The organism is Streptomyces sp. NPDC107500, assembly GCF_055582785.1.
The window spans coordinates 545,711-557,815 of sequence record NZ_JBVJPF010000004.1; the positions used below are offsets into that span (position 1 = coordinate 545,711).

At 73.0% G+C, this 12,105-nt stretch carries 10 protein-coding genes; 8 read left to right on the forward strand and 2 right to left on the reverse strand.

From position 1 onward, the window contains the following. Window positions 1–97 precede the first annotated feature (97 nt). On the reverse strand, window positions 98–1,435 hold the full coding sequence (locus ACZ67M_RS19010) for a S1 family peptidase (protein ID WP_469851828.1): 1,338 nt from the start codon (window positions 1,433–1,435) through the stop codon (window positions 98–100). A gap of 581 nt (window positions 1,436–2,016) precedes the next feature. Between ACZ67M_RS19010 and ACZ67M_RS19015 the strand changes: the two genes are divergently transcribed. The 8 genes from ACZ67M_RS19015 (at window position 2,017) to ACZ67M_RS19050 (ending at window position 11,290) form a co-directional block, all read left to right on the forward strand. Next, window positions 2,017–2,232 (forward strand): hypothetical protein, encoded by a 216-nt coding sequence (locus ACZ67M_RS19015; protein ID WP_003978108.1) that lies wholly within the window; start codon window positions 2,017–2,019, stop codon window positions 2,230–2,232. A 132-nt stretch (window positions 2,233–2,364) separates the two neighbouring features. Next, window positions 2,365–3,171 carry an HlyD family efflux transporter periplasmic adaptor subunit gene (locus tag ACZ67M_RS19020; RefSeq protein WP_361359628.1) on the forward strand — a complete coding sequence of 269 codons (807 nt, stop codon included), beginning with the start codon at window positions 2,365–2,367 and terminating at the stop codon, window positions 3,169–3,171. Further along, window positions 3,168–5,390 (forward strand): NHLP family bacteriocin export ABC transporter peptidase/permease/ATPase subunit, encoded by a 2,223-nt coding sequence (locus tag ACZ67M_RS19025; RefSeq protein WP_361359626.1) that lies wholly within the window; start codon window positions 3,168–3,170, stop codon window positions 5,388–5,390. Before ACZ67M_RS19020 ends, ACZ67M_RS19025 begins: the two co-directional genes overlap by 4 nt. Before the next feature lies 1 nt (window position 5,391). Beyond that, window positions 5,392–8,214: an NHLP bacteriocin export ABC transporter permease/ATPase subunit gene (locus ACZ67M_RS19030; RefSeq protein WP_469851830.1), complete on the forward strand. Its 2,823-nt coding sequence runs from the start codon at window positions 5,392–5,394 to the stop codon at window positions 8,212–8,214. A gap of 87 nt (window positions 8,215–8,301) precedes the next feature. Continuing rightward, on the forward strand, window positions 8,302–9,312 hold the full coding sequence (locus ACZ67M_RS19035) for a Ppx/GppA family phosphatase (protein WP_361359698.1): 1,011 nt from the start codon (window positions 8,302–8,304) through the stop codon (window positions 9,310–9,312). Window positions 9,313–9,357: 45 nt separating this feature from the next. After that, window positions 9,358–10,389: an iron-containing redox enzyme family protein gene (locus tag ACZ67M_RS19040; RefSeq protein WP_385796684.1), complete on the forward strand. Its 1,032-nt coding sequence runs from the start codon at window positions 9,358–9,360 to the stop codon at window positions 10,387–10,389. Window positions 10,390–10,419: 30 nt separating this feature from the next. Beyond that, window positions 10,420–11,064: a HemK2/MTQ2 family protein methyltransferase gene (locus ACZ67M_RS19045; protein WP_392239767.1), complete on the forward strand. Its 645-nt coding sequence runs from the start codon at window positions 10,420–10,422 to the stop codon at window positions 11,062–11,064. After that, window positions 11,045–11,290: a CDGSH iron-sulfur domain-containing protein gene (locus ACZ67M_RS19050; RefSeq protein ID WP_361359614.1), complete on the forward strand. Its 246-nt coding sequence runs from the start codon at window positions 11,045–11,047 to the stop codon at window positions 11,288–11,290. The genes ACZ67M_RS19045 and ACZ67M_RS19050 overlap by 20 nt, the downstream gene beginning before the upstream one ends. 155 nt (window positions 11,291–11,445) lie before the next feature. On the opposite strand, the gene ACZ67M_RS19055 is transcribed toward ACZ67M_RS19050, so the two are convergent. Continuing rightward, window positions 11,446–11,880: a protease inhibitor gene (locus tag ACZ67M_RS19055; RefSeq protein WP_385796677.1), complete on the reverse strand. Its 435-nt coding sequence runs from the start codon at window positions 11,878–11,880 to the stop codon at window positions 11,446–11,448. Window positions 11,881–12,105 lie beyond the last annotated feature (225 nt).

Sequence of the window (12,105 nt, forward strand, 5' to 3'; positions counted from 1 at the left end):
CCCTGGGGCCCAGGTAGCGGTGCTCAGAGGTCCGAAGACGCGCGAAGGGGCGGTCCGGTCCTCCCGCCGGAGGTCCGGGCCGCCCGTCGGTGTGCGGTCAGCCGGTCGAGCCGTCGTGGGCGCCCGTTCCGTCGTCGGACCCGCCGACGCCGCTGCCGGTACCGTCGCCCGCGTCACCGGCACCCGCGTCACCGGCGCCCGCGTCGCCACCGGCCTGCTCGCCACCGGCCTCCTCACCGCCGGCGGCGTCGCCGCCCCCGGCCTCCTCACCGCCCGCCTCTTCGCCGCCGGCCTGGTCGCCCGCTCCTCCGGCCGCGTCGCCGCCGAGGGTGGCGCCGACCGCCTCCAGGGCGGTGGTGACCGGCTGGAAGAAGGTCTCGCCGCCGACCGTGCAGTCACCGCTGCCGCCGGAGGTCAGGCCGATCGCCTGTCCGTCCTGGGTGAACAGGGAGCCGCCGCTGTCGCCGGGCTCGGCGCAGACGTCGGTCTGTATGAGGCCCGTGACCGTGCCCTCGGGGTAGTTGACGGTGGCGTCCAGGCCGAGGACCTGACCGTCCGCCAGTCCGGTCGTGCTGCCCATGCGGAAGACCTGCTGACCGACCGTCGCCTCGGCGGCCTGGCCGATCGCGAGGGTCTGGTCGCCGAGATTGACCTCGCTCGGCGCCTCGGTCGCGGGGTCGTCGTACTTGACGAGAGCGAAGTCGCCCTCGCCCGGGAAGACCGCCTGGTCGACGGTGCCGACCGGCGCCCCGTCCTGCGCGTCCGACCACTGTTCGGCGGCGACCCCGCAGTGACCGGCCGTCAGGAAGGCCGGGGAGCCGTCGCCGGCGGTGACGTTGAAGCCGAGTGAGCAGCGCGCGCCGCCGCCGAAGATGGCGTCGCCGCCCGACACGAAGGTCCGGAAGGTGCCGGCGGACTTCTCCAGGGTGGCCATGCCGGAGCCGAGGCCCTGGACGGTGGACTCCAGCTTGTCCCACTTCTCGCCGGTGACGGTGGAGTCGGCGGTCACCAGGATCTTGTTGGTGCGGGGGTCGATCGCCCAGGAGGTGCCGGGGATGGTCGCCTCGGACTTCAGTGTGGACGCGCCGCCGCGCAGCTCGCCCATGCTGTTGTCGACCTCGCGGACCTCCGCGCCCGCCTTCTTCGCCTCCACGATGACCTGGTTGTTGTCACCGGGTACGACGTTCACCACGAGCTGCTGCTCGCCGGTGTCGTAGTACGAGCCGGCGAAGGCGTCGCCCAGCATCCCGGCGAGTTGCGAGGCGAGATCCGACGCGTCCGCCGCCTTGAGGGTCCTCGGCGCCGCCGCGGCGTCCGAAGACCCGCCGTCCTGGGAGGCGTTGGCGTTCGGGAGGAGGATGGCGGCCGCGCCGAGCGCCACCACACCGCCCGCCGCCATCGCGGCTTTGCGCTTCGGAATTCGCTTGTGACTCAACCTACTCGACCTCCTGGGACCGGGACGGTGCCGCGGTCCGGCAGCTGTTGGGGGGGGCGCCCGGACGGCAGTTGGTACGCACGAGCCCGGCGGGGCGTTCAGCCGGAGCGTCCGGTCCCGCCCAGTCGGCACCCTCCGCGCCCGAGCGGACACGCACGGTGCCGATCACGGAGCGGAATCCCTGCTTCAGCGAATCTGCACATCGAATGCCCAACCCGGTCACTCCGGCTGGGGGATCTGCACAACCACGCGGCGCCGCCCACGCCTTTGGGGCGGGAGTGTCCCAATCGGCCCGGTGCGGGCAAGGGGTCGGGCGGGGTGATGTCGCCCGCCGTGTGAAGAAGTGGCCGCGAAGCCGTGCGCGCGCCTGCACCTTTGGGTGCCCCTTGGTCGCAAGAGCCCTGGTGGGAGGGGGTGAGTGATTGGAAGCCCGGACCGGGCGCGTGCTTTGATCCATCGCACCGCGGGAGCCGCGGAGGCTCCGGAAACGGGCTTCCGGCACCTGCGGTCGCGGCCGTCATCTGTCCCCAGAGGGGGCCGCTCCCCCCTTGTGAAATGGCTATACGAAGGGAAGTTCCATCATGAACTCCACCCCCCAGGTTGAGACCGTCGAGATCTCGGACGCGGACCTCGACAACGTCTCCGGCGGCCTGAACGTGAACGCCGTCGGCACCGTCACCGGCCTGGTGGACGGCATTGCCCCGGTTTCCGGTCTGCTCAACACGGCCGTCGGCACCGTCGAGGGTGTCACCGGCCTGAACACCGCGCCGGTCACCGGCCTGGTCGCCGGTCTCTGATCGGGCCCCTGTGCCGCTGAGTCCCGGAGCCACCCAGGCTCCGGGACTTTTCGGCCGTTCCGCACAAGCATCTCCAGCCTCCGGGGCGTCCCCTCGCAGGCTTTCTCCGGGAATCACTGGGATACGTCCGACGTGCAGTTCCGCCAGCAGGCCCTCTCCAAGCTCCAGTCACCGGAGGAACTAGACCTCCCGGTGCGTTTCGCCCGCCCGCAGGGCTGGCTGGTGCTGTCCGTGACCGTGGTCGCGATGGCCGCCGCGTCCGTGTGGGCGGTGGGCGGCTCGGTGACCTCCACCGTCGGCGCACCCGCCATCCTCACCCACGGGCAGGGCAGTTACCTCCTGCAAAGTCCCGTCTCCGGGCAGGTCACGGCGGTCCTCGCGCGCCCGGGCCAGCGGCTGGCCGCCGACTCCCCCGTGCTGAAGGTGCGTACCGCCGACGGCGAGAGCGTGGTCCGCGCCGTCGACGCCGGACGGGTCAGCGCCCTCGCGGCGACCGTCGGGCAGATCATCCGGACCGGCGCGAACGTCGCCTCCGTCGAGAAGGTCGCCGACCCCGGCGATCCGCTCTACGCCACCGTCTACGTACCCGCCGAGAAGGCCGCCGCGATCCCCGCGCACGCCTCCGTCGACCTGACCGTCCAGTCGGTGCCCACCCAGCAGTACGGCGTCCTGCACGGAAAGGTGCAGACGGTGGACCGCTCCGCGCAGTCGGCGCAGACCATCTCCGCGTTCCTCGGGGACAGCCAGCTCGGCGAGCAGTTCACCGAGGACGGCAGGCCGGTGGCCGTGACGGTCCGGCTGGACACCTCCAGGTCCACGAAGAGCGGCTACGCGTGGTCGTCCGCCGACGGGCCGCCGTTCGAGCTGACCTCCATGACCATGGCCACCGGTTCCATCCGGCTCGCCGACCAGCGTCCCGTCGATTGGCTGCTGCCGTGAGCACCGCACAGGAGACCCGCGGCCGACGCCGGGCCGCCCCGCCGGCCCGCCGCACGCCCAGGAGCAGCGCGAAGACCGTCCGCACGCCCACCGTGCTCCAGATGGAGGCCGTCGAGTGCGGCGCCGCCTCCCTCGCGATGGTGCTCGGCCACTACGGCCGGCACGTCCCGCTGGAGGAGCTGCGCATCGCCTGCGGTGTCTCCCGCGACGGCTCGCGCGCCAGCAACCTGCTGAAGGCGGCGCGCGGCTACGGTCTGACGGCCAAGGGCATGCAGATGGACGTGGCCGCCCTCGCCGAGGTGACGACGCCGGCCATCCTGTTCTGGGAGTTCAACCACTACGTCGTCTACGACGGCATCGGGCGCCGCTTCGGCCGGCGCGGGGTGTTCATCAACGACCCGGGCAAGGGCCGCCGCTTCGTGACCCTGGAGGACTTCGACGGGTCCTTCACCGGCGTCGTGCTGACCATGGAGCCCGGCGAGGACTTCACCCGGGGCGGCCGCAAGCCCGGCGTGCTCGGCGCGATGCCCGCCCGCCTGCGCGGCACCGCGGGCACGCTGCCCGCCGCCGTGCTGGCGAGCCTGCTGCTGGTGGCGGTCGGGGCGGCGGTGCCCGCGCTCAGCCGCACCTACATCGACATGTTCCTGATCGGGAGACAGACCTCGCTGCTCGGTGTGCTGTTCGCCTCGATGGGGGCCTGCGTGCTGCTCACGGTGGTGCTGACCTGGCTCCAGCAGGCCAACCTGCTGCACGGCCGGATCATCTCCTCCACCCTCTCCAGCGCCCGCTTCCTGCGCCACCTGCTGCGGCTGCCGGTGACGTTCTTCTCCCAGCGCAGCCCGGCCGACCTGGTGCAGCGGCTCCAGTCCAACGACGCCGTCGCCGAGACGCTGGCCCGCGACCTCGCCGCCGCGGGCGTGGACGCGATCGTCGTCGTCCTGTACGCCGTGCTGCTGTACACGTACGACCCCCAGCTCACCTTCGTGGGCATCGGGGTGGCGCTGCTCAACATCCTCGCGATGCGGATCGTCATCCGGCTGCGCGCGACGCGTACGGCGAAGCTGCGGGCGGACACCGCACGGCTGACCAACACCGCGTACACCGGCCTCCAGCTGATCGAGACGATGAAGGCGACCGGCGGCGAGGACGGCTACTTCCGCAAGTGGGCGGGGCAGCACGCCACCACGCTGGAGGAACAGCAGCGGCTCGGGGTGCCGAGCGCCTGGCTGGGTGTGGTCGCGCCGACACTGGCGACGCTCAACAGCGGTCTGATCCTGTGGATCGGCGGCATGCGGGCGGTCGAGGGGCACATCTCGGTCGGTCTGCTGGTCGCGTTCCAGGCGCTGGTGGTCCGCTTCACGGCCCCGCTGACCCGGCTGAACGGCGTCGCGGGCCGGATCCAGGACTTCGCTGCGGACGTGGCCCGGCTGAAGGACGTGGAGAACTTCCGGGCCGACCCGCTCTACGACCGTCCCGGCGGCGCCGACTCCACCCGGCGGCTGCGCGGGCAGGTCGAGTTGCAGAACGTCTCCTTCGGCTACAACCCGCTCGACAAGCCCCTGCTCACCGGCTTCGACCTCACCGTCGGGCCCGGCCAGCAGGTGGCCCTGGTGGGCGGCTCGGGCAGCGGCAAGTCCACGGTGTCCCGGCTGATCTCGGGCCTCTACGCCCCCTGGGACGGTGTGATCCGCATCGACGGGCAGCGGCTGGAGGACATCCCGCGCGGGGCGCTGGCCTCCTCCGTCTCCTTCGTCGACCAGGACGTGTTCCTCTTCGAGGGCTCCGTGCGCGACAACATCGCCCTGTGGGATCCGTCGGTCCCCGACAGCGCGGTGGTGGACGCGCTCAAGGACGCCGCGCTGTACGACGTCGTGATGCGCCGCCCGGGCGGCATCCACAGCCCGGTCGAGCAGGACGGCCGCAACTTCTCCGGCGGGCAGCGCCAGCGGCTGGAGATCGCGCGGGCGCTGGTGCGCCGGCCGAGCATCCTCGTCCTGGACGAGGTGACCAGCGCGCTGGACGCGGAGACCGAGCAGGTCGTCATGGACAACCTGCGGCGGCGCGGCTGCGCCTGCGTGGTGATCGCGCACCGGCTCAGCACCGTGCGGGACAGCGACGAGATCGTCGTGCTGGCGCACGGCACGGTCGTGGAGCGCGGCCGGCACGAGGAACTGGTGGCGCACGGCGGCGCCTACGCGGCACTGGTCAGGGAGCGCTGAGATGACGACCGTGCACGAAGGACAGGGCGACCTCGTCCTCGGGGCGCTCGGCTCGCTGGGCACCCGCGTGGACTGCGCCGGGTTCAACCGCCTCGACCTGGAGGGCCCCCAGGTGCTGTGGCTGGTGGTGTCCGGCGCGGTCGACCTGTTCGCGGTCGACGCCGGGGAGCAGGGCCACTGGCACCACCTCGGGCGTCTGGAGGCGGGCTCGGTGCTGCTCGGGCCGGTCGCCGGGCCGCGGCACACGCTGGTCGCGCGCCCGCTGCGGGACTGCGTGGTGCACCGCATCGGGCTGCGCGAGCTGTACCAGCCGGCGAATACGCAGACCTGGTCGTACGACGAGTACGGCAACCCCCAGTACGTGCCGCCGACGACGAGCCCGCTGGAGTACGGGCTCGCCCTGGGTGTGGGCCGGGGGCTGACCGTGCTCTTCCAGGCGCCGATGGCCACCGAGCGGTCGGCGGCGCCCACCGACGACGACGTGTTCTGGATGCAGGTGCCGCCGGGCAGCGTGCAGTACGGGGCGCTGTACGGCGAGGAGGCCGCCGCCGACCTGCTGATGGACCCGGCGCTGTGGCAGAGCCTGGTCGACCAGCAGCACCGGCTGCTGACCACGCTCGACCGCTGGATCGAGCAACTGGAACGCACCCACGAGACCCGGGCGGCGGCCGGCATCAAGGCCGGTGAGGCGGTGCGCGCGCAGGCCGACCGGACGCTGCTGGCGTCGATCGGCAAGCGGTCGGCCGGGCGCACCACGGCCGCCGACGCGGACGCCACGTACGCGGCGTGCCGGCTGGTCGCCGGCGCCGCCGGCATCGCGCTGGCCGAGCCCGCCCAGAACGGCACCGAGAGCGAGCGGCTCGATCCGGTGGAGCGCGTCGCCCTGGCCTCGCGGGTACGCACCCGCGGCGTGCGGCTGGAGGACGGCTGGTGGCGGGACGACGTGGGGCCGCTGATCGGGCACCGCACCCTGTCGGGGGCACCGGTGGCGCTGCTGTGGCGGCGCGGCGGCTACGTGGCCGTGCATCCGGGGACCGGCCGGGAGACCCCGGTGGAGAAGGCGAACGCCGAGGAGTTCGAGCCGCGCGCGGTGATGTTCTACCGGCCGCTGCCCGAACGCCGGCTCAGTCCGCTGCGGCTGCTGCGGTTCTGTCTCCAGGGCACCCGCCGTGATCTGACCGGCCTGCTGCTCGCCGGTCTGGTGACGGTGGCGCTCGGCGCGCTGGTGCCGGTCGCGACCGGCAAGGTGCTCGGTGAGTTCGTGCCGAAGGCGCAGACCGGGCTGATCGTGCAGGTGTGTCTCGCGGTGATGCTGAGCAGCGTCGTCGCGGCGGCCTTCATGCTGATGCAGAACCTCACCATCCTGCGCCTGGAGGGCCGGATCGAGGCGACCCTCCAGCCCGCCGTGTGGGACCGGCTGCTGCGGCTGCCGACGAAGTTCTTCACCGAGCGGTCCACCGGCGAGCTGGCGAGCGCCGCCATGGGCATCAGCGCGATCCGCAGAATGCTGGCGGGCGTCGGCCCGACGGTGGCGCAGTCGGTGACCGTCGGGGCGATGAACCTGGGGCTGCTGCTCTGGTACAGCGTGCCGATGGCGCTCGCGGCGATCGGCATGCTGGTGGTCGTCGCCGGTGTCTTCCTGGCGCTCGGGCTGTGGCAGGTGCGCTGGCAGCGGCGGCTGGTCAAGCTCACCAACAAGCTGAACAACCAGGCGTTCCAGACCCTGCGCGGGCTGCCGAAGCTGCGGGTGGCCGCCGCCGAGAACTACGCCTACGCGGCCTGGGCGGAACGCTTCGCGCACAGCCGCGAGCTCCAGCAGCGGGCCGGACGGATCAAGAACCTCAACGCGGTGCTGGGCGCGGTGTACCTGCCGCTGTGCACGCTGTTGATGTTCATGCTGCTCGCGGGTCCGGCGCACGGTTCGATGTCGGCGGCGGAGTTCCTGACCTTCAACGCCTCGGTGACGATGCTGCTGACCTCGGTCACGCAGCTGACCGGCTCCTTCGTGTCGGCGGTGGCCGCGCTGCCGCTGTTCGAGGAGATCCGTCCGGTGCTGGACGCGGCACCCGAGGTGCGCACCGCCAGCACCCGGCCGGGTCCGCTGTCCGGCGGGATCGAGGCGCGGCGGCTGTCGTTCCGGTACACCGACGACGGGCCGCTGGTCCTGGACGACGTGTCCTTCGAGGTGCGGCCGGGCGAGTTCGTGGCGGTCGTCGGCCCCAGCGGATGCGGCAAGTCGACCCTGCTGCGGCTGCTCATCGGCTTCGACCGGCCGCTGTCGGGCAGTGTCCTGTACGACGGACAGGACCTGGCCGCGCTGGACCAGTCCGCGGTGCGGCGTCAGTGCGGGGTGGTGCTCCAGCACGCGCAGCCGTTCACCGGATCGATCCTGGACGTCATCTGCGGTACCGAGCCGTACACGCCGGAGGAGGCGATGGCGGCGGCCGGGATGGCGGGGCTGGCGGAGGACATCAAGCGGATGCCGATGGGCCTGCACACCATCGTGTCGGGCAGCGGCGCCGTCTCCGGGGGCCAGCGGCAGCGGCTGATGATCGCGCAGGCGCTGATCCGCCGGCCCCGCATCCTCTTCTTCGACGAGGCCACCAGCGCCCTGGACAACGAGACGCAGCGCACCGTGATCGAGTCCACCAAGGCGCTCAACGCGACCCGGATCGTCATCGCGCACCGGCTCTCCACGGTGCTGGACGCCGACCGCGTGATCGTGATGGAGGACGGGAAGGTCGCCCAGCAGGGGCCGCCCGCCCAGTTGCTCGCGGACACCGGCGGCCGGCTGCACGAGCTGGTGCGGCGCCAGCTGGCCTGACCGGCCCGGGCCGGCGGGCCACGCGGATTCCGGTCGTACCGTCCCGTAGCGCGTTGGACCGGTGCTCGGATGGGTACGTGGCCCCTCATGCGGATCAGCGTGGTGGATGTGGGGTCGAACACGGTCCGGCTCATGGTGGCGGACGCGGAGGGCGGGGTGCCGCTGCCGGTGCACACCGAGAAGTGGCGACTGCGGCTGTCGGAGCAGGTCAAGCCGGGTGCCCCGGTCCCGGAGGAGGCTGTGGAGCGGCTCGTGGCGGCGGTGGCCGACGCCAACCGGACCGCGGACCGGTGGGGGGCGCCGAACCCGCCGGCCTTCGCGACCGCCGTGGTGCGCGCCGCGCCGAACCGCCAGGAGGTGCTGCGCGCCGTGCGCGCCCGCACCGGGGTGGCCCTGTGCACGCTGCCCGGCGAGGTGGAGGCGGAGCTGACGTTCCTCGGGGCCCGGCGCTGGATGGGCTGGCGGGCCGGGCCGCTCGCGCTGCTGGACATCGGCGGCGGATCGCTGGAGGTCGCCTTCGGGCGCGGTCGGCTGCCCGGCTTCGTGGCCTCGCTGCCCCTGGGCGCGGCGCGCCTCACCCACGAGTTCCTCGCGGGCGGCCAGGACCCGGCGTCGCCGGAGCAGATCAGGGCGCTGCGCCGCAAGGTACGGCATCAGCTGCGGGACGTCGCGGCGCGGATCCGCTGGGAGGGCCCGCGTACCGCGGTGGCCACCTCCCGGACGTTTCAGCAGTTGGGGCGGCTGTGCGGGGCCTCGCCGGGCCGGCACGGGCCGTTCGTGGAGCGGCGGATGCGCTGCGCGGACCTCGGGGACGCCGTCGGGCGGCTGGCCGTCCTGTCCGCCGCGGAGCGGTCCCGGCTGCCCGGCATCTCCGCACCGCGGGCCGCGCAGAGCGTGGCCGGGGCGGTGGTCGGGCACACCGCCATGAAGCTCACCGGAGTGGACGCGGTCACGCTCTGTCCCTGGGCGATCCGCGAGGGCATCCTGCTGCGCCACATAGAGGAGGGCCCGTCCTGGTGGAAGGAGGTCGTCCGGCTCAGCGACGAGGCCGCGGCGCTGCCACCGGCGCCGCTGCGCCTCGCGTCCACGCCGGGCTGAGCGCGGTCCAGGTGCCACGGAGGTGTCCGGGGGTACTCGCCGCGCATGGACTACGACGGCGAGGGACCAACGCTTCCGGCAGCCCGGGGCCCGCTCTCCGCGGCCGTCGGTGCGTGTCTGCTCGGGACCGGGCCGCCGCCCGGCCCGGAGGAGGCCGCCGGTGCCGACGCGTACGGTGACGATCTCCAGCTCGCGCTGTACCAGTGCTACGAGCTGCACTACCGGGGTTTCGCCGGTGTCTCCCCCGACCTGGAGTGGGATCCCGGACTGTTGCGCCTCCGGGCCGCGCTGGAGCGGCGCTTCCTGGCCGCGCTGCGGGCCGGCACACCGGTCCACGACAGCGTGGAGGACGCGATCGGGGCGCTCCTCGTCGAGCCCGTGCACGGGGAGGGCGTCAGCCATTTCCTGCGCGACGAGGGAGAGTTGTGGCAGCTGCGGGAGTACGCGGCCCAGCGCTCCCTGTACCACCTCAAGGAGGCCGACCCGCACGCCTGGGTGCTGCCGCGGCTGTGGGGGCGCGCGAAGGCGGCGATGGCGGCGGTCGAGTTCGACGAGTACGGCGGCGGCCGCGCCGACCGGGTGCACGCCCGGCTGTTCGCCCGCCTGATGACGGACCTGGGGCTGGACGCGACGTACGGACGGCATCTCGACGCGGCCTCGGCCGAGTGCCTGGTGACGGTGAACATGATGTCGCTGTTCGGCCTGCACCGGGCGCTGCGCGGCGCCCTGGTGGGTCATTTCGCGGCGGTGGAGATCACGTCCTCGCCCGGCTCCCGGCGGCTCGCGGAGGCGATGCGCCGCACCGGCGCCGGGCCGGCCGCCGAGCACTTCTACGACGAGCACGTCGAGGCGGACGCGGTGCACGAGCAGATCGTGCGGCACGAGGTGATCGACGGCCTGCTGGAACAGGAACCGCACCTCGCGGCGGACGTCGTGTTCGGTGTCGACGCCACCGGCCACGTCGAGGACCTCTTCGGCGCCCGGCTGCTGGCCGACTGGCGGGCCGGACGGTCGTCACTGCGCGTCCCGCTCCCGGGACCGGCTCACCAGGATTCCGGCATTTCCTTTATTTCATGACCTTCTGGGTACCTGGCTGACGTGAATTTCATGGTGCTCCCGGGCGTCTACGCCCCCCAGGAGGACACCGCCCTGCTCGCCGGGGCGCTGTCCAGCGAGTCGCTGCCCCCGGACGCGGCGGTCCTCGACGTCGGCACCGGCACCGGCGCCCTCGCGCTGGCCGCGGCGGTGCGGGGCGGCCGGGTGACCGCGGTCGACGTCTCGTGGCGCGCGGTGTGGGCGGCGCGGCTCAACGCCGCCCGTGCGGGGCTGCGGATCCGCGTCCTGCACGGCAATCTCTTCACCCCGGTGCGCGGCGCGTCGTTCGACCTCGTGCTGGCCAATCCCCCGTACGTACCCTCTCCGGCCGGCGGGTGCCGCCCGCGCGGCGCGGCCCGGGCCTGGGACGCGGGCCGCGACGGGAGGCTGGTGCTGGACCGGATCTGCCGTGAGGCGCCCGCCCTGCTGCGGCCCGGCGGAGTGCTGCTGCTCGTGCAGTCGGGGCTCAGCGATCCCGGCCGCACCGTCGCTCTGCTGCGCGAGGCGGGACTGAAGGCCGCGGTGGTCCGGCGGCGGCGTATCGCGTTCGGTCCGGTGGTGCGCGGCAGGGAGCGCTGGCTGCGGCAGCGCGGGCTGCTGTCCCTGGCCGAGAACGAGGAGGAGTTGGTGGTCGTCCGTGCCGAACTCCCCGTCTGACGACGCCCGTACGCCCGGTGCCGCCCGCCGGGTCAAGGTCCAGCGGCGGGGGCCGCTCCTGGTGGAGGGCCCGGTGGAGGTGGAACTGGAGGACGGGACCACGGTGTTCTCCGACCGCTTCCGGGTCGCGCTGTGCACCTGCCGGCGCAGCCGGCGCTTCCCCTGGTGCGACACCAGCCACCGCGCCCGATCCGCCGGGTCCGGTGACGGGCCGACCGGGGACTGAGTCCCGTTGCGGCGCTCGCTCGTACCGGGAGGACGGCGGACGGCCCCACTCCGTCCGCCGTCCCCGGTGCGGGACCGCGGGCCCGTACGGTGGCGCTCGCACTCCCCAGTAGCGAGCAACCGGTCACGCCGCACGGGCCGGGCGGCCCCGGTCCCTCAGAACGTGAAGACGCTAGCGCTGCCCGCGTTCTTCACGCACTCGTTGGCGAAGGTCCGCTCGTAGGAGAGGCGCCGGCCCTGCCAGACTCCGTCGACGGTGACGGTCACGGGGGCGTACTCCCGCGTGCACATCACCCCGTCGGCGGCGGACAGGGCGTCGAAGTCGCCACCGGCGTGGCGGAGTTCGGCGCAGGCCGAGCCGGCCGCGGGGTGGGTCCCGGAGGCCGTCGGGGCGCAGGTGAGAGTGACCGCGCGGAGCGGTGAAGTGGTGGCAGCGCTCTCTCCGTGACCCACCGTCAGCACCAGGGCCGAGGGGGCGTAGAGCGACGCGGGGGCGGGGGCCGGGGAGGCGAGTGACGCCCCGGCGAGGGGCCCGCAGACGGCGGTGGCCGTCAGGCCCAGAGTCGCTGCCCAGCGCGCGGTGTTCCGCATTGTGTGCATCCTTCCGCTCTTTCGAGGGTGTTGATGCCGACCCGGCTCGGTTGGTGCCGGAACGGCGAGCGCGAGTCTGCCGAGTCCGGCACCGAAACTCATCTCGACCCCCTGGATTTCGGTAACCTTGCGTATTGAATCAGTGGCTCGAAGTCACAGAATTCGAACGTTCCAAGTCCGGAACAGAGCGGTTCTTGATCGGTTCTTGAGGCTTGAACTGGCCGG

Excerpts from the sequence above, each read along its gene's own strand:
- ACZ67M_RS19040 (WP_385796684.1), top strand. The coding sequence starts at position 9,358 with ATGGACTACGACGGCGAGGGACCAACGCTTCCGGCAGCCCGGGGCCCG.
- ACZ67M_RS19055 (WP_385796677.1), bottom strand. The coding sequence starts at position 11,880 with ATGCGGAACACCGCGCGCTGGGCAGCGACTCTGGGCCTGACGGCCACC.
- ACZ67M_RS19035 (WP_361359698.1), top strand. The coding sequence starts at position 8,302 with ATGCGGATCAGCGTGGTGGATGTGGGGTCGAACACGGTCCGGCTCATG.
- ACZ67M_RS19030 (WP_469851830.1), top strand. The coding sequence starts at position 5,392 with ATGACGACCGTGCACGAAGGACAGGGCGACCTCGTCCTCGGGGCGCTC.
- ACZ67M_RS19045 (WP_392239767.1), top strand. The coding sequence starts at position 10,420 with ATGGTGCTCCCGGGCGTCTACGCCCCCCAGGAGGACACCGCCCTGCTC.
- ACZ67M_RS19015 (WP_003978108.1), top strand. The coding sequence starts at position 2,017 with ATGAACTCCACCCCCCAGGTTGAGACCGTCGAGATCTCGGACGCGGAC.